The organism is Kitasatospora purpeofusca (genome assembly GCF_036010405.1).
GTDB classification, from domain to species: Bacteria; Actinomycetota; Actinomycetes; order Streptomycetales; family Streptomycetaceae; genus Kitasatospora; species Kitasatospora purpeofusca.
In genome coordinates, this window is the sequence record NZ_CP108561.1 from 126,754 (window position 1) to 146,257 (window position 19,504).

General features: G+C 70.5%; 15 protein-coding genes and 5 pseudogenes. 10 read left to right on the forward strand and 10 right to left on the reverse strand.

The features are described from left to right. Positions 1 to 380: 380 nt before the first annotated feature. Positions 381 to 1,805: an MBL fold metallo-hydrolase gene (locus OG715_RS00620; RefSeq protein ID WP_327063512.1), complete on the forward strand. Its 1,425-nt coding sequence runs from the start codon at positions 381 to 383 to the stop codon at positions 1,803 to 1,805. Between the two features lie 133 nt (positions 1,806 to 1,938). On the opposite strand, the pseudogene OG715_RS00625 reads toward OG715_RS00620, so the two are convergent. After that, positions 1,939 to 2,046: pseudogene (locus OG715_RS00625) on the reverse strand (IS5/IS1182 family transposase); the annotation flags it as partial. A 458-nt stretch (positions 2,047 to 2,504) separates the two neighbouring features. Between OG715_RS00625 and OG715_RS00630 the strand changes: the two are divergent. Then, positions 2,505 to 3,797: a cation:proton antiporter gene (locus tag OG715_RS00630; RefSeq protein WP_327063513.1), complete on the forward strand. Its 1,293-nt coding sequence runs from the start codon at positions 2,505 to 2,507 to the stop codon at positions 3,795 to 3,797. A 325-nt stretch (positions 3,798 to 4,122) separates the two neighbouring features. Then, on the forward strand, positions 4,123 to 5,112 hold the full coding sequence (locus OG715_RS00635) for a YihY/virulence factor BrkB family protein (protein ID WP_327063514.1): 990 nt from the start codon (positions 4,123 to 4,125) through the stop codon (positions 5,110 to 5,112). A gap of 367 nt (positions 5,113 to 5,479) precedes the next feature. On the opposite strand, the gene OG715_RS00640 is transcribed toward OG715_RS00635, so the two are convergent. Then, complete coding sequence (locus tag OG715_RS00640) at positions 5,480 to 6,043, reverse strand: EF-hand domain-containing protein (RefSeq protein WP_327063515.1); 564 nt, start codon at positions 6,041 to 6,043, stop codon at positions 5,480 to 5,482. 52 nt (positions 6,044 to 6,095) lie between these two features. Beyond that, complete coding sequence (locus OG715_RS00645; RefSeq protein WP_327063516.1) at positions 6,096 to 7,856, reverse strand: aldehyde dehydrogenase family protein; 1,761 nt, start codon at positions 7,854 to 7,856, stop codon at positions 6,096 to 6,098. Positions 7,857 to 7,963: 107 nt separating this feature from the next. Here OG715_RS00645 and OG715_RS00650 point away from each other — a divergent pair. Next, positions 7,964 to 8,210 (forward strand): annotated as a pseudogene (locus OG715_RS00650) (IS630 family transposase); the annotation flags it as partial. Positions 8,211 to 8,380: 170 nt separating this feature from the next. Here the strand turns inward: OG715_RS00650 and OG715_RS00655 are convergent. After that, a pseudogene (locus OG715_RS00655) lies at positions 8,381 to 8,464 on the reverse strand (serine hydrolase); the annotation flags it as partial. Positions 8,465 to 8,636: 172 nt separating this feature from the next. Further along, a complete protein-coding gene (locus tag OG715_RS00660) occupies positions 8,637 to 9,899 on the reverse strand; it encodes an ISL3 family transposase (protein WP_266273001.1) in 1,263 nt (420 codons plus the stop codon). A gap of 344 nt (positions 9,900 to 10,243) precedes the next feature. On the opposite strand from OG715_RS00660, the gene OG715_RS00665 reads away from it, so the two are divergent. Beyond that, positions 10,244 to 11,035 (forward strand): IS5 family transposase, encoded by a 792-nt coding sequence (locus OG715_RS00665; protein ID WP_266274514.1) that lies wholly within the window; start codon positions 10,244 to 10,246, stop codon positions 11,033 to 11,035. On the opposite strand, the gene OG715_RS00670 is transcribed toward OG715_RS00665, so the two are convergent. Further along, positions 10,992 to 11,531, reverse strand: a complete 540-nt coding sequence (locus OG715_RS00670; RefSeq protein ID WP_266274513.1) for a hypothetical protein — start codon at positions 11,529 to 11,531, stop codon at positions 10,992 to 10,994. The two genes, OG715_RS00665 and OG715_RS00670, sit on opposite strands and share 44 nt — an antisense overlap. 239 nt (positions 11,532 to 11,770) lie before the next feature. Between OG715_RS00670 and OG715_RS00675 the strand changes: the two are divergent. Beyond that, positions 11,771 to 13,060, forward strand: a pseudogene (locus OG715_RS00675) (NF041680 family putative transposase); the annotation flags it as partial. A 40-nt stretch (positions 13,061 to 13,100) separates the two neighbouring features. Here the strand turns inward: OG715_RS00675 and OG715_RS00680 are convergent. Then, positions 13,101 to 14,531, reverse strand: a complete 1,431-nt coding sequence (locus tag OG715_RS00680; RefSeq protein ID WP_327063443.1) for a transposase — start codon at positions 14,529 to 14,531, stop codon at positions 13,101 to 13,103. A gap of 513 nt (positions 14,532 to 15,044) precedes the next feature. After that, positions 15,045 to 15,581 (reverse strand): DUF2231 domain-containing protein, encoded by a 537-nt coding sequence (locus tag OG715_RS00685; protein WP_327063517.1) that lies wholly within the window; start codon positions 15,579 to 15,581, stop codon positions 15,045 to 15,047. A 32-nt stretch (positions 15,582 to 15,613) separates the two neighbouring features. Between OG715_RS00685 and OG715_RS00690 the strand changes: the two genes are divergently transcribed. Then, the gene (locus OG715_RS00690) at positions 15,614 to 16,039 is read left to right on the forward strand and encodes a hypothetical protein (protein WP_327063518.1); all 426 of its coding nucleotides are present in this window, start codon (positions 15,614 to 15,616) and stop codon (positions 16,037 to 16,039) included. A gap of 57 nt (positions 16,040 to 16,096) precedes the next feature. Here OG715_RS00690 and OG715_RS00695 read toward each other — a convergent pair whose 3' ends face one another. Further along, positions 16,097 to 16,747 carry an NAD(P)-dependent oxidoreductase gene (locus tag OG715_RS00695; protein ID WP_327063519.1) on the reverse strand — a complete coding sequence of 217 codons (651 nt, stop codon included), beginning with the start codon at positions 16,745 to 16,747 and terminating at the stop codon, positions 16,097 to 16,099. Positions 16,748 to 17,043: 296 nt separating this feature from the next. Between OG715_RS00695 and OG715_RS42325 the strand changes: the two are divergent. Then, positions 17,044 to 17,307, forward strand: a pseudogene (locus OG715_RS42325) (hypothetical protein); the annotation flags it as partial. Here the strand turns inward: OG715_RS42325 and OG715_RS42330 are convergent. Continuing rightward, a complete protein-coding gene (locus OG715_RS42330; RefSeq protein WP_407661159.1) occupies positions 17,199 to 17,516 on the reverse strand; it encodes a hypothetical protein in 318 nt (105 codons plus the stop codon). The pseudogene OG715_RS42325 and the gene OG715_RS42330 overlap by 109 nt on opposite strands. A 361-nt stretch (positions 17,517 to 17,877) precedes the next feature. Between OG715_RS42330 and OG715_RS00705 the strand changes: the two genes are divergently transcribed. Both OG715_RS00705 and OG715_RS00710 read left to right on the forward strand, forming a co-directional pair. After that, a complete protein-coding gene (locus tag OG715_RS00705; RefSeq protein WP_327063520.1) occupies positions 17,878 to 18,042 on the forward strand; it encodes a hypothetical protein in 165 nt (54 codons plus the stop codon). A 53-nt stretch (positions 18,043 to 18,095) separates the two neighbouring features. Continuing rightward, complete coding sequence (locus OG715_RS00710) at positions 18,096 to 19,322, forward strand: SPFH domain-containing protein (protein ID WP_327063521.1); 1,227 nt, start codon at positions 18,096 to 18,098, stop codon at positions 19,320 to 19,322. Positions 19,323 to 19,504: the final 182 nt, after the last annotated feature.

Genomic DNA, 19,504 nt, shown 5'->3' on the forward strand with positions numbered 1-19,504 from the left:
AGCGGGGAGATATCTGGCCGTCCACGGGGAAACCCCTGGCCATCAGTGGGGCCCTATATGGCCGCCTATGGGGAGCTTGTCACGACCGCTGTCACAGGTCGGCCTCGGAGACCATGTGTCGTTGCGATGGAACGACGCCGCAATCTCCTTGAAGGATGTCTCGGGCCCGACAGTGACGACCTCCCGGGTCATCACGTCGTGGACACTGCGACGCTGCATGGAACTCACTCCTCCGCTTTTGGTCTCCCTCCAACACTGTCCGCCCGCCGGAGCGGGACCGCACAGGGCCGTTCGGTCCCACCGCCAGGACCGATGCAGCCCGCGCCGACCGAGCCTCCACTCGCCATCATGGGAAGTGACCACTCCCCCAGGAGGTCGCCATGACGACACACGCCACCACCCCTCATCCGCAGCCCCGCCCGGGCCTGCTGACCTTCCTCGGCGGGGTCGGCACCGTCACCGGCAGCAAGTTCCTGGTCGAGACCGACCGCGCCCGGGTCATGGTCGACTGCGGCATGTTCCAAGGCCTGGCGGAACTGCGGCGCCGCAACCGCCGCCCGCTGCCACTCGACCCGGCCGACATCGACGCCGTGGTCCTCACCCACGCCCACCTGGACCACTGCGGCTACCTGCCCAAACTCGTCCGGGACGGCTTCCGCGGACCGGTCCTGACCACCCCCGACACCGCGCGTCTCGCCGAGCTGATCCTGCGCGACAGCGCCCACCTGCTCCGCGAGGACGCCGACCACGCCAACCAGCACGGCTGGTCCAAGCACCGCCCCGCCGAACCGCTCTACGACAAGGACGACGTCGAGAACACCCTGCGCATGTTCGACCCCGTCCAGCTCGACACCGACGTCGAGATCACCGGCGACATGGTCCTCCGGCTGCACCACGGAGGCCACATCCTCGGCTCCGCCTGGGCCCACCTCACCCTGGAGGACGGACACACCCTCGCGGCCAGCGGCGACCTCGGCCGACCCGTCCACCCGCTACTGCGCCCACCCGAACCGTTCACCGGCGCGGACGTCCTGCTGATGGAATCCACCTACGGCAACCGCCACCACGAGGAGACCGCCGCCCGCGAATGGTTCGCCGCCGCGATCAGCCGCACCCTCGCCCGCGGCGGCACCGTCGTCATCCCCTCCTTCGCCGTCGACCGCACCGAGGTCGTCCTCCACCAGCTCGCCGAGCTGCGCCGTACCGGGCGGCTGCCCGCCAACGCCCCGGTGTACGTCGACAGCCCCATGGCCCTGGCCGCCCTGCAGATCTACCGCGAGGCCTTCGCACGACGCTCCGGCCAGCTGCGCCCCGAGATCCTCGACGAAGGCGCCTCAGCCCTTGACCCCGAACCGTTCACGCTCATCCACTCCCTCCAGGAGTCCCTGGCCCTGGAGCACTCCAGCGTGCCCTCGATCCTGGTCTCGGCCTCCGGCATGGCCACCGGCGGACGCGTCGTCCACCACCTGCGGAGACTGCTGCCCGACCCGCGCAACACCGTGATCATCGTCGGCTACGCCGCCGCCGGCACCCGCGCCCGCGACCTCGTCGACGGCGCCCGCGTGCTCAAGATGTACGGCACCTATGTCCCCGTACGGGCCGAGGTGGTCAACGTGCCCGCCTTCTCGGCGCACGCCGACGCCGCCGAGATCATCGAGTGGCTGCGCCACGCCCCACCTCCGAGCGCCACCTACCTCGTGCACGGCGAGCCCGAAGGATCGCAGGCCCTGCGCGACCGCATCGACCGCGAACTCGGCTGGACGGCCGTCGTCCCCCGCTCCGGTGAACGCGTCCTGGTCCGCTGAGCGGTCGTGGGACCGATGGGTACGCCGAAAGGCAGCCGCCCCCGTTGAAAAATTGGCACCCGTCGACGCAGGGCGGCAGCGACTCCACTCAGCCGCGGCAAGACCGCGACCCTAACCTGTGGGCCGAGCCGCGGGCGACCTGGAGCTCTCGCAGCAGGACCAGGTGGAGTCGGTCCCACACGCCGGCTTCGTTCGAGGCTGCCAGGCGCCGCCAGCAGGTCATGCCGGAGCCGAAGCCGATCCTGGGGCAGGTACTCCGACACTGGTCCTGAAGGGACCGCCCGGCATCTGACCCTGCTCGCGAACAGCGCCGCCGGCCAGCAGATGCTGTGCGTGTACGGCGACGGCGCGACATTGGGGAGGAGATGAACACAGCCTCCGCACCACCGTTCACCTGCGCCGTCCCAGAGGGCGCGGCTGCCACACTGCAGCCATGACAGATGAACAACCAGGGGAGGTACGGACCGGGCGTCATCTGCGCGCCGCGCGGATGGAGGCGCTCGGCGACGGGCGTCCTCACCATCGTCGACACCCTGCCCGTCAACGAACTCGCCACCCCGCGACACCGCACACCTGTGGCAGGCAGAGGTCGAGCAGCGTCCCTCCGCCCCGGGCCACCTCGTCAGCCTGGCCACCAGCGGGGCGGTCGGGCCGGCCCACTGGAGGCCATGGCGGAAACAGCCTGCCCGAGGTGGCACGGTGAGCGACTCGGACCTGGCGATCGTCGCCGGGCTGGTCTTCGTCTGGGGGATGCTGTCGGCGCGGCTGGAGCGCTTCGACATGACCGCGCCCATCGTGTTCACCGCCGCCGGCGTCCTCCTGACCCACGGCCCGCTGACGTCGCTCGGGATCACCCCCGGCCCGGAACTGGTGAAGGTCCTGGCCGAGGCGACCCTGGCGCTGGTGCTGTTCTCCGACGCCTCCCGGATCGGGCTGCGCCAACTGCGCCCCGACCTGGGACTGTGCCTGCGACTGCTGGGCATCGGTCTGCCACTGTCCATCGCCCTTGGCACACTGCTCGCCTTCATCCTGCCCGGCGTCGGAACCGTCTGGCTCGCCCTGCTCGTCGGCACGGCGCTCGCGCCCACCGACGCGGCGCTGGGCTCCGCCGTCATGGTCAACCCTGCCGTTCCGGCCGGGATCAGACGGGTACTCAACATCGAGAGCGGCCTCAACGACGGGATCGCGACCCCCGTCGTACTGGTCGCCATCGCTGGGGCGTCCACTGCCGAGCACGTGGGCGACACCGGGCCCGGGAAGGCCGTCGCCGAACTCGCGATCGGCCTTCTGGTCGGCGCCGCGGTCGGCGGTGGCGGCGGCCGGCTCCTCGAACTGGGCCGCAACCGCGGCTGGGTCGCCGACGGATTCGCCGGCGCCGCCGTCCTGGGCCTGGCCCTGTGCTGCTACGCCACCTCCGTCGCACTGGACGGCAACGGCTTCATCGCGGCCTTCACCGGCGGCCTGGCCTTCACCGCCGCCGGCAGCCCCGCCACCGGACTCGTCCCCTACCTCGAGGAAACCGGCGCCCTGCTCTCCCTGCTGGTCTGGCTGCTCTTCGGCGTGATCGCCGTCGTACCGGCCCTGGAGGCACTCACCTGGCAGACAGCGCTGTACGCCGTACTCAGCCTCACGGCCGTCCGGATACTGCCGGTCGCCGTCGCCCTCGCCGGCACCCACCTCGGCCGGCCCGCCGTCCTGTTCATCGGCTGGTTCGGACCACGCGGCCTGGCCTCCGTCGTCTTCGCACTCCTCGCCCTCGAAGACCTCGACGGGCCAGCCGCCCGAGCCACCACCGCCGTCATCGCCTTCACCGTGCTGCTCAGCGTCCTCGCCCACGGCCTCACCGCCGACCCACTGGCCAAACGCTACGGCGCGCGCCTCGCCGCGCCGCAGGGACAGAGCGCCGCACGGGCAACGACGGCCGTGCCGGCCGAAATCCCCGCACGACGCCTCATCCGCCGAAACCCGAACGACGACCGACCGGGGCAGTAGAGAGCCCAGCGACGCACTGCCACGGCCCGACCCACCGAGGCGACGGCAGCACGACCGCACGACGCCCGGTACGACACCGGCCACTCCCCCTGCGCCACGGTGACCGGGATCGGAACGCGACGCCACGGACATCGCCGACGGCCTGCGGCCCGGCCCGGCCCGGCAGCCACGCGATCAGGTCGAGAGCCTCGACGTGCGACTCGCTCATCACGCCCGTCCGTGTGACATTGCGACATCCCTGATCGAGCGCCGCTCGCGTCCACCGCCAGGAGGCGGTAATGCGCGATGCTGTCCCGGTCTCCCCTTCACGAGGCGGTCCGGCTACGTGTTGCTACGGCCTCCCTGGAGGTGGGAGGGAAGGACGGTACACATCAACCGCGAGCGCCTTGTCAGAACGCTGACGTTCTGGCTCCGTCCGGCGTTCGCCCTGCGCGTCGTCAACCGCTTCCAGAGGATCGCGGGCTTCGACCGCTCGATGGCGCTGGCGTCCAGCATGCTGACAGCGGTGGTCCCGCTGGCGATCGTCTGCGGTGCAGTTCTGTCCAGCATCGCGGACAAGGACGTCGCGGACCGGATCATCGACCGCTACGGCCTCACCGGAGGCGGAGCCGACGCGGTCAGGCACGTGTTCTCGTCGCCCGCCGGTACGAGTACCAGCATCGGCATCTTCGGGGCTCTGTTTCTGATGGTCTCCGTACTGAGCTTCGCGCGAGCGGTGCAGCGGTTGTTCGAGCAGACGTGGGAGCTCAAGCCGCTCAGCGTGCGCAACACGCCGAACGATGTGCGGTGGGCCCTTGCCTTCGTGGTGTACCTGGCAGCGAGCGGCTGGCTCTACGCGGTGATGGGCGGTGCACGCCTCAAGGCCGGGGCCTATCTGATCGAAGCACCGCTGACGGGGGTCTTCCTCGTCTGGAGCGGTTGGATCCTCACTGCGAAACGGATCGTCTGGCGGGACCTTCTGCCGTTCGGCGGCATCGCGGCCGTACTCACGACTGTCTACTCCGTCGGCGCGACGTTCTACGTGCCGCGCCTGTTCAGCTCCTACGTCACCCGGTACGGCGCTGTGGGCACGGTGTTCGCGATGCTGTCGGCGCTCTTCGGCGTCGTGCTCGTCATCGTCGGGTCGGCAGCGCTGGGCCGGGAGGTCAGCGACGAACTCGGGCGTATCCGCAGCGGTGACCGCCCGCCCGACGACGAGGTGCGACGAGAATGGGAGAACGTGGTCGGTGAGACCCGGGAGCGTTGGCAGACCGCCCTGGAGCGCCTCTCCCGTCTCCGCCCGCCCAGGAAGCCGACACGGCGGCACCGGGGGTGACCAGCACCTCCGTGTCCTGCCCTGGTTCGGGAGTACGAGCAGCCGGCCGGAACGAAGGGTCCGGCCGCCCGGTCCGGCGCCAGCGCCGTCGGTGTCAGCCACCGAGAGGGGAAGGACGGGGTGTTGGAGGGCGCCTTCGACGCCACCGTCGTCCCTCACGCCGCCTGCCCCGTCGCCGTCGTCCCCCGCCGCTGACCTGGCATCCGGGTCGGCGGCTGGAAGCCATCTCATTGACGAGCACCGTCGGCCGCCGCCTGCTGGGTGGCCCTGGCGGCCGGATGAGCGATCGAGAGAGTCCACCTGGACAGGTTCAGTACCGCGCCGTGGTATCCGTCGGAGAGGTGCCCCGGCGCGGCGAGGGCCGGTATCAGGCCACGGGGCCGTACAGCCAGTTGCCCGCCTCGTCGGCATGGGGGCTGATGTAGTACTGGCGGATGGCGGTGAGGAGTTCTTCGACGCTCAGTCGGCCGCTGCCGTCGGCGTCCAGCTTGCGGAAGGCGGCAGCCCGGTTCTCGGGCGCGGTGCGGAACACTTCCTGCCAGGCCTGGAACTCCTGCTCGTCGACACCTCCGTCGCCGTCGGTGTCGAGTAGCGAGCAGACCGCCTCGGCCAGGGGCCGCAGCGACGCGTCGAAGCCGTCGGCGGAGGTGACGAACGCGCCGGTCATGCACGTCCGGTATTCCTCGCGGGAAAGCCTGCCGTCCCCGTTACGGTCGCCTGCGGCCGTCAAGGCGTCCCAGAAACGCACCATGCCGTCCATCAGCGCGGTGCCCTTGGGCGAGGTGGCGGGTTCACCGAACCTGGACAGCAGCTGGGAGCCGAGGGTGAGCAGGTCGTCGCGGTCGATGGAACCGTTGTCATCGGTGTCGAAGTGGTGGAAGCAGGCGTCGATCTTGTGGTGCAGCAGGTCGGTTCCGGACAGTGCGGTCATGGGCGGTGCCTCTCTCGTGCGCGTCGCGGTGGTTCGGGCCTGGGGTTCTGGGTCAGATCCCGAGATGGTCGGTGAGCTCCTGGGCAGCCGCTTGCTCCCGGTTGCCGGTGTGCTCGGGCGAGTGGGCGGGCCCGGGGTGCGAGGGGCCCTTGCCGGGCTGCGGCGGGGGGAGCCGGGGCAGGGTGGTGGTCGCGAGGTGGTCGAAGTGCTCTGCCGCGCCGGTACCGATGCTGATCCCCTGCAGGCGGGTGGTGCGCAGGAACGGGATGTTGGCTTCGCCGAATACTCCGCCGGACAGTCCTGTTCCGCCGATGATGGGCAGGACGGGCAGGGTGGCGATGTGGCTGTCGTTGACCTTCAGCACGCCACCGTTGGTCACCTCGTCGGTGAAGCGTTCGATGACGTGCGGATCTCGGGCCCACAGGGAGTTGCGCAGCCCGTAGCGGTTGGCGTTGACGAAGGCGAGGAAGGTCTCCAGCAGCCCTTCGTCGTCGGCCGGTGTGTCGCTCGCTGTGTCCTGCGGTGCGATCACGCACATCAGAGGGAAGAATGTCTCCTCGGCGACGGCCCGCATCTGCGCAGCCGCCCGCAGGTCCCCCACCCGCAGCAGCACTGGCCGCACGAAGGGTCCCCGGCGCGAGGGCTTGCTGTGGACGTCGACCAGCTCGCCCCCGCACAGCAGCTCGGCACCCTTGGCCACAGCGTCGTCGAGGACGTCCTGGCACTCAGCGCGTTTGATCACCGGGGTGAGTACGACGTCGGGGTCCTCGGGCGGTCCCACACGCAGGGCTTCGACTCGGCTGCGCAGCAGTGCGGTGAACTCCTGTGCCACCGCCGGGTGGACCAGGGTGAATTTCGGCGCCAGACACAGCTGGCCCGAGCCCTGGTAGCGCTCCAGCGCGGCTTCGGCAGCCTGGGGCAGGTCCGCATCCCGCCAGACCACCAGGGCGTCGTTGCCAGCCAGTTCCATGACGGGTTTCTTGCCGTACTCCAGGCAGGAGCGGGTCAGTTCGGCGCCTTGCCGGGAGCCGCCGAAGAAGAAGATGTCGTCGCAGTCGGGAGAGGCCAGCCAGGTGCGCAGCACCGGCCGTGCCGGCGCGCACAGCATGCTGAGCGTTCCGGGCGGTGCCTCGAACCGGGTCAGCAGTGGGGCGACCATGGTGTGGAACACATACGCGACGCTGAGTGGAACGGACGGCGGGGCATTGACGATCAACGCGTTACCTGCGCCCAGGGTGGGCACCCCCGCCAGCGCGGTGAGCAGGGGCGCGTTGCGCGCCGGATCGAGGCACACCACGCCATCGGGCTTTCGTACCAGTCGTACTCGCCTTCCCGCCTGCGCGCCCTCCCACACCATGGCCGAGCGAGCATGCTCAAGGGTGCCCGGATGGGTCAGGTTCAGCGCGGCCGCCAGCGCCCACCCGGCCACCCGGACGGGGTGCCCCTCCGCCACCAGGACCGCGGTGAACTCCTCGGCCCGGTCCCGCAGCAGATCGTGGAACGCGCTGACGAAGGCCAGCCGACGCTCCAACGGCACCCGCGCCCACGAGGGCTGCGCCGCACGGGCCAGCGACAGTGCCGTGTCCGCCTGCGCAGGTGTCGAGCGTGCCACCCTTCCAGCCAGCCGGGGATCGGTATCGTCGCCCGGCCGGGCGCGGCCGTGGTCGAGGCGGGCTTTGAGCGCGAGCACGTCGTAGGTATCGTGAAGCATCGTGCTGCTGCGGGGCCAGTGCACCCAGCCCTCGCCGGGGACGGACACACCGCCCAGCAGGACGGGGTAGGTGGGCAACGCCTCACCGGCAGGACCAGTCACGCGCCGATTGTCCGGCCTCGTAAGAGGCATTGGGCCGTCTGAGCCTGCTCTGCCATCCGTATGAGTGGTCTTCCCCCTGTTCTGGTTTGGCGCCCTGGCGGGCGTTGCTCTACCCCAAGTACGAAGGCGGGCGCCCGAGGACGTTCACGCTGCCCGAGCGCCGCGGGATCAGGAAGACCGCGAAGTCCGACCCGTCCGAGCACGGCCCGCTGTGCTCGACCTGGAGCTTGGCCAGGCCGCCGACTTCGTGGTCGCGGAGGGGTGGTCGACGACATCAGCCACGAGGGCCTGCGGGTTCTGCTCGGCAAGGAGGGCGCCTCCTTTCGACGCGTGAAGACCTGGAAGACCTCGCGGGGGGGGGTGCTGTGGTTGGTGAAGGAGGGGTCGAGGACTCTGAGACGGGCGACCACGGCGGGGTCGACCGGGGAGTCGGGGCCGGTGTCCTCGGCGATGGCGGCGATGAGGTCGCGGAGCGTGTGGACGGCGACAGTGCGGTTGACGGTCTCAAGGCCGATCTGGTCCCACAGGGTGTCGGCGGCGGTGTTGTCGCTGACGGCGGCGGTGAGGTAGGCGAGGTCGCGCAGGGACAGACGGGCGTCGTCGAGCATGGCGGCGAGGCCGGTTCTACCGGGGGTGCGGCCGACGGCGGGGACGTCGATACTGACTTCGGCTCTTGTCGTGTGCTGTGACGTGTGCGGACAGCCCGCGATCCCTGGACCCTGAACGGCTTTGCCATCGACCCCCCAAAAAGAGGCTCTTGTGTTGGACCTGTGGGTCTGGTCATGCGAGTTGGCGTCGGGGCAGGGTGGGGCGGTTGCCGCCGAGGCAGAGCATGACGAGGGCGATGACGGCCTCGGCGGATCGGAAGCCGAAGCCTCTGCGGATGATCAGGCGGGTCTTGGTGTTGGTGGACTCGATCAGGCCGTTGGACAGCTTCTCGACGATCGCGTGGAGGATGGCCTCGTAGTGGCGCTTGATCTTGCGGGCGAGGTCGGTGAAGGCCGGAAGGCGGGACCGGACAGCCCAGGACAGCCATCGGTCCAGGGCCTTCACAGCGGCCTCGACGCCCTCGTCGGCGGCGATCCGGTAGATCGTGCGCAGGCCCTCCTTCAGCAGATAGGCACGGTGCAAGCGGGGGTCGTTGGTCGCGATCCAGGCGAGTTTGACCTGCTGGCGGGGCGTGAGGTCCTCGGGGTTCTTCCACAACGCGTGGCGTGAGTGCTTGAGGCGTCGGGCGAGTTCGGGGTCCGCGGCCTCGCGTCGGGCCCGGTTCCACGCGGAGCGGCGTTCCTCGTCCAGGGCCTCGGTGGCCCAGGCCACGACGTGGAACGGGTCCATGGCCCGGACCGCGTTCGGAGCGCGCTCGGCGACCACGTCGGCAATCCACTCGGCGCCGTCGGCACTGATGTGGGTGAGCCGGTGCGCGCGGTCGGCGCCGAGTGCGTCGAAGAAGGAGCGGAGCACGTCCTTGCCGTGGCCGTCGGCCATCCACACCACGCGGCGCGAGTCGTGGTCGACCACCACGGTCATGTACTTCTGCCCGCGCCGGTAGGAGATCTCGTCGATGCCCACACGCCGCAGGCCGGCGAGCCGGTCGATCCCGGCATCGGCGTCGGCCTGGTGGCGGGTGATGATCGCGCCGACCGTGCGCCAGGAGGTCCGCATCAGCTGGGCGGTGGCCGCCTTGGAGCATTCGGTGGCCATCCAGGCGACCTGCTGGTCGAAGTCTCGGGTGTGTCCCGCATCGTGGCGGGCCCAGGGGACGGCGGCGACCACCACCCCGTGCCGCCCGCAGGTCACACGAGGTGCGTCGGCCTCCAGGTAGAGCTTGAGGCCGGCGGCGTCCAGGTGGCGCCAGCGCCGCCGCCCCGCACCGGCGTCGAACCCCGGACAGCGGCTTCCACAGATCCCGCACCGGCGACGCGCCCGAGACCTGGGCCGGACAGTGACCACGATGACCTGCGACTTCTCCTCAAACCGCACCTCCTCCGGCACTGCCTGCTCGCATCCGACCAACGCCTTCAATACCGTGGTCAACCGCACGCCGTTCTCCCTGCACCCCAGATTCTGAGTCTCGACACCTCAAGATCTGCACAGGGGACGGCGTGCCCCGCGTTAGTGGCTGTTGTCGTTCCGATCTTGAGGTGTGCTGGTCGAACGGGAGTCTCGATCGGGTGAGTGCGGCGGCCGGCGCGCATGAAAGCAGGGCCTCTTGGTAGCTCGAAGGGTGTCTACGCCAAAGAGCGGTCCAGGAGGCCCTGTTGTCGCAGTTCTACGGCATCGCGGGAGCGGGGTCCACTTCGGTCACTCTCGCGTGTGACTGCCTGGCACACCGGTTCGGGAACGCCGCCGATCACGGGGTCCGTGCGCGCCACTACCCGACGGACATGTCCGATGCGGAGTGGGCGGTGGTGCGGCCGCTGCTGCCGGTGCCGGGCTGGCTGCGCGGGCGGGGCGGGCAGCCGGAGGCGTACTGCCACCGCGCGATGTTGGACGCGGTCCGCTACCTCGTCGACAACGGAACGAAGTGGCGGGCCATGCCGGCCGACTTCCCGCCGTGGGACCGGGTCTACGCGTTCTTCCGCCGCTGGCGCGACCACGGTCTGGTCAAGGAGTTCCACGACCGGCTCCGCCGCAAGGTCCGCGAGCGGGCCGGGCGGGAGCCGGAGCCGAGCGCCGGTGTGATCGACTCCCAGTCGGTGAAGGCGGACGCCGTCGTCGGCGCCGACAGCCGCGGCTTCGACGGCGGCAAGCTGATCAACGGCCGCAAGAGGCACGCCGTGGTCGACACCCTCGGCCTGCTGCTGGGGGTGACAGTCACCGCCGCAGATGTCGGCGACCGCGCCGCCGCGCGGGTTCTGCTCGCCCAGGTGGCCGCCGCGCACCACCGGCTGGCGCTGGTCTGGGCCGACGGCGGCTACACGGGCAGCCTCGTCGAGTACTGCCTGGCCGCCCTCGCCCTGGTCCTCGCCATCGTCAAGCGCAGTGACGACATGCGCGGCTTCGTCGTGCTGCCCAAGCGGTGGATCGTGGAGCGGTTCTTCGCCCACCTGATGCAAAGCCGCCGCCTCACACGGGACTTCGAACGATCCGTCAGCAGCGCGGAGGCGATGGTCTACTGGTCGATGACGACGCTCATGACCCGCCGCCTTGCCCGGCCACGGCCTTCGCGAGCGTGAACCGGCCCGGTGCCGGCTCGGCCAGCCACCCCCGCGCTGTCAGCCGCTTCGCCTTCGACCGCAACGCCTCGATCTTCGCGGGCACCGGGTCCAGGCCGAAGCAGCCGGCCATCTCCTGGCACGTCAGCGGGCCTTGGCCCAGACGGCTCCGGTCCGCGAGGATCTGCAGGATGCGCTGGTAGTCCGCCGACAACGCCGACCAGGCCAGACCCGCGCGCCACATCGGCACCACCGACTTCCGCTTCACCGCCTCCGAAGACGCAGGCAGCGCCGGCTGTTCACCGTGATCCGACGGATTCCCTGCGACATCCGGGCCGACGGCGTCGCCCGGGGACAGCACCTCGCCGACGCGTGAGCGGGCGATGACCCACTCGTTCCACTCCCGCTCGGCCACGACCAGCTCGGCCTGGATACGGTCGGCCTCCTCCCGCAGATCGTCCATACGACGGCGAGCGGAGAGCTCGCGCTGTTCCAGCAGCCCAACGACCGACGGCATCCCGACCTCCACCAGGGCGACGACACGACACGTCACCACTCCCCGAGACCACCGACCCTATGCCCGACCAGCGGAAACGCAGCCCTCAAGCCCGGAAAGACAACAGCCACTTAGCTTGGCGTTTAACCTCGCAGGTCACCCGACCTGCTGATCTGCGGTTCTTCCCGGGACAGCGGAGGCGGCCGTTCTCCACGCTTCGAGATGTCGAGTCACGAAGCACGAGAGAACGGCCGCTGCCTATGAGTCTCCCGGTCGATGCGCCCGAAAGTGCGGCATTGGACGTCTTGTCCCGCTTTCGGGTCGAGTTCTACGACTGTCTTTACGCCCGCCAGGACGCGCTCTTCGAGCTCACCGACGCGGTGCTGTGTACGGACGGGCCGGTGAAGACGCTGGTCGAGCTGTCGCTGGCCATCGAGCATCGGCGCGGGCACGGAGCCCTGTACGCCGCGCTGGACCGGGGTTGGTGCGAGCCCGCCCGCCTGCGCCGCACCCTGGCCGGCCTGCCGCTGCCCCGCGCGGCCGACGGGCGGATCGTGCTGGCCGTTGACGTGAGCAACTGGCTCCGGCCCGACGCCCCCACCAGCGACGACCGGCTGTTCTGCCACGTCTACGGGCGCGGGGGCCGCAGCAAGGACCAGTTCGTGCCCGGCTGGCCGTACTCCTTCGTCGCGGCCCTGGAGACCGGCCGGACTTCCTGGACCGCGCTGCTGGACGCCGTGCGCCTCGGGCGGGCGGATGACGCGACCGCAGTCACCGCCGACCAACTTCGCGACGTGGTAACCAGGTTGAGACAGGCCGGGCAGTGGCACGACGGCGACCCCGAGATCTGGGTCGTCATGGACTCCGGCTACGACGTCGCCTACCTGTCCCACGCCCTTGCGGACCTGCCGGTCGTGCTGGTCGGGAGACTGCGCTCGGACCGCGTGATGCTCCGCGACGCCGGGCCCGCCCGCTCCGGCCCGAAGGGCGGCCGGCCTCGCAAGCATGGCGGCGTCCTGTCCTTCGCTCGGCCCGACAGCTGGCACGAACCCGAGATCACCACGGCCACCGACACCACCCGCTACGGCAAGGCCGAGGCGATGGCCTGGGACCGGATGCACCCCCGGCTCACCCACCGCGGCCCCTGGCTGGACCTGGCCGAGGAGGAACTGCCCATCCTTCACGGTACGTTGATGCGCCTCAAGGTGGAGCGCCTGCCGGGCGACCGCGACCCGAAGCCGGTCTGGCTCTGGGTCTCGTCAACCGCCGCCACGCCGGCGGACGTGGACCGCTGGTGGCAGGCGTTCCTTCGCAGATTCGATCTCGAACACACCTTCAGGCTGATGAAGCAGACCCTCGGCTGGACCGCTCCGAAGATCCGCCACGCCGACAGCGCCGACCTGTGGACCTGGCTGGTCATCGCCGCCCACACCCAGCTCCGTCTCGCCCGCCCGCTCGCCGAAGACCTACGCCGCCCCTGGGAACGGTCGCCTGGGCCCCGCCGTCTGACCCCCGCCCGGGTCCGGCGCGGGTTTCGAAACATCCGCGCGACCGCGGCGAGGCTGTCGCACGGCTTCCCCCGTCCGCGAGTCAAGAGCGCGATTTCGTGGTGCCGACAAGGAGTTTGCTGAGGTTGTGGACGGTGCCGAGGAGCTTGATCTCGGTGTCGACAGCTCGGCGTCCGCGGTAGTTGAGGTGTCGGCCGAACCGCTGGAAGAGCTGGGCGAAGCCAGGCTCGACGAGAGCGCTGCGCTGGCGGTACCGGGCCCGGCCGGCCGGGGTCGCCAGGCGGTCGGCCATGGGTTGTTGGCCGGCGGGGGCGGTCTGGCGCTTCGCGGGGAAGCCTGCCTGGTCAGCCTCGCTGGTGACCGAGACCAGCAGCGGCAGGTCGGCGAGCTCCTCGAAGGAGGCGGCGCTGGCGTATCCGCTGTCCGCGAGCCAGAGCAGGATGTCGCCCGCCAGACCTGCCGCGCGCTGGTTCTCCTGGGTCTTCCTGACCATCGGGATCAGTGCGGTGCGGTCCGAGGGGTTGTCGTGGAGGTCGATGGCCAGCAGGATCTGGCGGCGCGCGCAGACGATCTGCAGGTTGTATCCCTGCAGGTAGCCGCCGTGCTTGCCCAGTTGTAGCCGTGAGTCCGGATCGCTCAGGCTGGCGACGGCGGTCGGGGAGGGCATCGGCTCGGGGCTGCTTGCCCGCTCCAGGTGAGCGAGGGCCTTCGCCAGTCGGGCCCGCTGCCGGACCAGGACCGTCTTGTTCTCCATGGGCACGGGCGGTCGACCGTTGGCGGCCCGGCGCCCTGCCTCCCGGTCGGCCTCGGTCCGTGCTTGGTACTTCCTCAGTTTCTCCTGATGGGCCGCAGTCTCCGCGGTCAACCGCTCCTCCGCGCGGGCCACGATGCGTTCGGCTGCCTGAACCTTGATCCTTATCTCGTTGGCGGACGGCAGGGCGCGTTGGTGGAGCCGGTCCCGGGCCGTGCGAGCCCTGGCGAGCAGGTCACACAGGCGTGACATCCTCGGCCAGTCGTCACGCTGGGGCTCGTCGTCGGCGTCCGTAGCGTCGCGGGTCTCGACGCGCCGGGCATGGTCGCGCGCGTCGTCCATGAGCGCGCTGATCTCGTCCTCGCACCGGGCGATGACGGTCTCGAGACGCGGCAACTGCTTGTTGGAGTCACGGGACGCGTTCGCGTCCATCGGCGAGCCATCCACCGCGACCGCCGACAGATCGACCAGCCCACGACTGCCACACAGGGCCAGCACCTGCACGAACAGCCGGGTCAGCGCGTCGCGGTGACGCTGGACGAACCGTGCGACGGTGGAATGGTCCACGGCGCGGTTCGCGGTGATGATCCGGCAGCCCAGATCGTCCCAGCAGGCCCGTTCGATGCCGCGCGAGGAGCGTATGCCCTTGCTGTAGCAGTAGAAGATCAGCGCCACCAAGGCGGCTGGCGGGTAGGCGACGCCGCCCTGCCCGTCGGCACGATAGCCGCCCTCGAAGGCCGAGAGGTCGAGCCCTTCGACCACCTCAAGCACTCTCCAACACAAGTGCCCTGGCGGCAGCCACTCCCGGGCACTCTTCGGCATCTCAAGATCACGTTCGCGGTCGCACAGCAGGAAGTTCCGCCCCACCGATCCAGACTCCAACGTCCCCACGACGACTTGAACCGAACATCGAATCGCTCTTGACTCGCGGACGGGGGAAGCCGTGCGACAGCCTCCGGCCCGTCCGGCGGCCGCACCGAAACCGTCCCGGCCAGGGCCGGGACGGCCCGCAGGCTCGAAGAACAAGAACCGCGCCAAGCACCACGACGTCGGCAAGACCGTGAAACGCGCCGAATCGATCAAGGATCACCAAGCGCAGCGAGGTTAAACGCCAAGCTTAGACGCGCCTCAGCGACCCACAGATGGAGCAGAAGAGCCCCAAAAAGACCGGTTGGATGTTGCTGCCGTCCAACCGCCTCCAGGCGCCCCAAAGCCGACCCGCCAACCCGGAGGCCGCGACAGGCAACCCGACATCCGTTTCCGTCCAACCGCACATCAGCCGTTCAGGCGTCCGGCCCCGTTCGTGGTTGCGGTGCTGACGCCCTGCCAGGTGGCCTGCGCGCCGGAGTCGCCGATTCGATACACCTGGACGACCGCCCCGGTGCCCAGGAGAACCGCGAGCGCCACCACTGCGGCCCTGACCCGGACGGCCGTCCGGTCGGTGGGCTGCCGCGCCACAACCGACAGCCAGACCGGCGACCGGTCCGGACGCCACGCCGCCCAGCCCAACACTGCCGCGAGGACGAACAGCCCGACGGCCCACGGCAGAAGCCCGTCACCCAGTTCCGTATGCCGCTCCACCAGAGCGCTCTCGCGCACGTGCTCCGCCAGCCACTCGCCGGCGTCCGTAGTGAGCGGGACGAAGCCGAGCGAGACCAGCGCGAGCAGCGGCAGAGCGAGTCCGAAGCGACGCAGCGCAGCGGGCCACAGTGCGCAGGCGAGCAGCGCGAGAGCGGTGAGCGGCACCAGAACCACGACAGCGTGCACAAGAAGGACGTGTACGGGAACACCGTTGAACGTTGTCAGGCCCACAGGTCAGCTCCTCGAATCAGGTACCGCGTCGTGTGCCGTCCCGCACGGCTGGACGGCCCCGGGCGGGAACCCCGTACCGCCACCGGCACGCCGAGCGGCGCAGCCGGGCACCGGCGGCCCAACGGGTACCGCCGACGTGCGCAGACCTGGACGCCCACGCCACCGTCGCCGACGAGCCGGCGAGTGCGTGCGAGGGCGAGGCCGACTTCGGCGACGACAAGAACGAACTGGTCAACGCCCACGACATCCTCGTCCGCCATTCCGACCTGCTGCGCCGCCGTGGCACGGAGGCCGCGGAGATGTGGTCCACGGCCATGGGCCACCTCAACGCGAACGACAACACGGACGCGCGGTTCATCGCCCCGGGCGACCCCGACCACATCCTCCGGCCCGCACCGTCCGAACCAGGCCACAGGCCCGGTGACGACACCCCTGGAGCGGGCCACGATGACGTATGAGTGGGCAAAGGAGACCCGAGCGCTCCCCGGCCAGCGGCGCGGGGCCGGGCAGTCGAGTCAGGCGCCGACGGTGAAGCGTTCTCCCACGTGCCCCGGGTGCTCGATCTCGTCGACAAGGGCCACCGCGTAGTCCTCGGCGGAGATCCGGCTCCTGCCGTCGGCGTCCACGACCAGGTCGTCGAGGGCAGCGCGATAGGTGCCGGTACGCTCGCCCGGCTCGATCTGCGCGGCAGGGCTCAGACAGGTCCACCGGACGTCACCGATGGTGCGGTAGAAGTCCAGTGCGTCACCGTGCGCGTGCATGATCTGCAGGACGAACCCGGGCAGCCCCTCGGCGTCCCACACCTGTGTGCCGCCCGGCGTACGCAGCGAACCGGCACCGCCGACAGCGATCAGCCGCGGGGCATCCGCGCCGAGCGAGCGCAGGCCTTCCACCAAGGCCTCGGCAGCAGGCCTGATGGTCGCCTGGTGGCCAGGGCCGTCACCCCCGCCGACAGCGCTGACGACGACGTCCTGGCCCTTGGCCACGGCAGCCACCGAAGCGGGATCGAGGACGTCACCGGTCGCGAGCGTGAGGTTCGGGTGCTGCTCGGTGATCTTCCGGGGGTCGCGGACGACGGCCGTGACCTGGTGGCCACGGCCCAGCGCCTCCCGAAGGACACGACTGCCGATGGTGCCGCCGGCACCGAAGAGGGCGATCTTGGCCATGAAGGGATTCTCCTCAAAACACACGTGAGCTGGAGCAACCACGCTAGCCACGGAGGACCGCAAGACCGAGAAGGCTCGCTCGCGACGGCACCGTGAGCAGAAGGAGCGGCCGTCGAACGTCCCTGTGACGAACGGCTGCCGCCGGTCAACGTTCGGCGAGACTCGTCGTACCTCGTTGAGATGGGTCAGCAGCCCGCCGCACAGCCGTGTCCCGACCCCGTCCCACGCCGGCGCCGGAAACCCTCTCACCTGCGGATATGACCTGGGGAGCCGTTCTCCTTCCGAGAGTGACGAATGTGTCGCCGCAGGTCAGGCATAGTTTCGGAGCGCGGCCGGCGGGAACGAATGGGTCCGCCGGTGGCGGTGTCGGCATGCCGGTGGAACGCGTCCAGGAGCGCGGTCTGCTGGTCGGAGCGCGCCGGGAGTCACGCCCGCTGGGGTCGGTCGCGGACTACGAGATCGGCGAGGCCCCGGAACTGCTGCGGGGCACCGTGGCGGTCGACACCTGGAACGCCCGCCGGGCGGCGGTGCTCTCGTGGCTGGACTGGTGCGCGTCGTACTGCGGCGGGTGCACGGCGTCTGTGGCGGACAGCGGGAGCCCGGTCCACCGCGACGCAGTGCACCGGTCTCCTTGCAGTAGGCCGTCGCGTTGCGCCTGGTAGACGGTGGGGACGGTGCCGCTGAAGCCGAGGGTGCGCAGGAGGGTGCCGTCCGTTCGGCCTGTCCAGGCTCGAACAAACTCCTGGTAGTACTGGCCCCCTGCCGACATCGCCCGCCACCTCGACGACGCTGTCGACGTCGTCCGAGCGGCCCGGAATCCGCCGATACGGGCAGTTGGTGGCCCAGCCTCCGAGCCGGGCCGGTCGGCTCCGGGCCGGGCACCCGAGAAACCACCACCCTGCTGCGGCCGGAGTACCGTGGGAGGGGTCGGGGCGGTCGCGACGCGTGCGCTGCCCGCAGGCACTCTGCCGTAGGACTCGACCGGGGCCCGGTGCCTCCAGGAGGGGTGCTGCCCGTGACCGTACGTGCTCCGGTCGCCCACTGCGCCGTCGTGCCGCATGGCACGGGCTGTCATGCGCGCGGCCGATGACTCCGGGCAGAGCCCGGTCGGAGCCGTCGGAAGGGTGACGGTGCCGATCCCGACGGACGGGCCGGGCGAGGTGCTGGTCGGCCTGCGCGGCGGGTCGGAGGTGTTCGCGGCTTGGTCGGCCCGGCCGATCGCGGTCAACGCCCGGGTGGTCGTGACCGACACGATCTCCGCCCGGTCGGTACTCGTCGAGCCGTTGCCGCCCTGAGTCCGGCGGCGCCTGCGGCCCTCGTCAATCTGTTGCAGGTCAGGTGGTTCGTCATGTTGTTCTGGCACGTGCCCGCGCCCAACGAGGCCATGCTCATCTCCGGCTCCAAGCGGCAGTCGCAGGACACCCAGTTCCGGATCGTCACGGGCCACGGGAGCTTCGTCGTTCCCGTCAAGCAGAAGGCCCGCATGCTGTCCCTCGCCCTGCAGGAGGCGGAGATCGCCGAGGACTGCGTCACCCAGCAGGGCATCCGGCTCACCGTCCGCGCGGTCTGTGTCTTCAAGGTCGGCGACGACGCCGTGTCGATCGCCAACGCCGCCCGACGTTTCCTGTCCGAGCAGAACCAGATGCAGGAACTGGTCGGACGGATCTTCGCGGGCCACCTGCGCTCCATCATCGGCGGACTGACCGTGGAGCAGATCATCAGGGAACGCAGCCGGGTCGCCCAGGAAGTCATGGCAGGCAGTCACGGCGAGATGGCGAAGCTCGGAATCGTGGTGGACGCGCTGCAGATCCAGGAGATCGAGGACGCCACCGGCTACATCAACAACCTCGCCGCACCACACGCGGCGGCGGTGGCCAGCCAGGCCCGGATCGCCCAGGCCAAGGCCGATCAGGAGGCGAGCGAACGGGAGCAGCAGGCCGCCGCGCTCAAGGCCGAGTACGAGCGGGACACCGCGATCAAGCGGGCCGGCTTCCTCGCGGAGACCGAGCAGTCCAGGGCACGTGCCGCCCAGGCCGGTCCGCTCGCCGAGGCACGAGCCACCCAGGAGGTCACCGAGGAACAGACCGCCCTCGCGCAGCGCAATGCGGCGCTGACGGCGCAGCGCCTGGAGGCGGAGGTGCGGCGCCCGGCCGACGCCGAGGCCTACCGGAGGCGGACACTGGCCGAGGCGGACCGCGACCGGGTGAAGTTCGAGGCCGACGCCGGCGCCTACACGGAACGGACCCTGGCCCAGGCCCAGGCGGACGCCAACGCCGCCCGCGCGACGTCGCTACGGGACGGCAACCAGGAGCTGATCGCGGCCAACCGGATCGTGGAGGCCCTGCCCGGGCTCGCCGACGCGGCGGCCCGAGGCTTGGCGGGCGCCGATCTGACCGTCCTGAACGGCACCGACGGGGTGAACCAGATCGCAGCCGGCATCGTCAGCCAGGGGCTGGCCGTACTGCGGTCCCTCCAACACTCCGCGGCGCCCGAAGCGACGTCGACGACCGGCGCATCGGCCGCCGACCCGAACGTCAACGGCCGCCCCACACCCCGGCGCCCCGACCGGAGCTGACTTCCCTGGTCCAGCCGGAACGAGCCGCCCGCAAACACCAGGTCACCCGCGCCCTGGCACGGGCCCTTCCGGTCGGCCGCGCCCGGGCCGACGGTGACCCCGGTCCCGCACCCCCGGACCCTGCGGGAGGACGGCCGCGACAACCGCTCCCGAGGAGAACGACAGCCCGCAGGTAGACGACC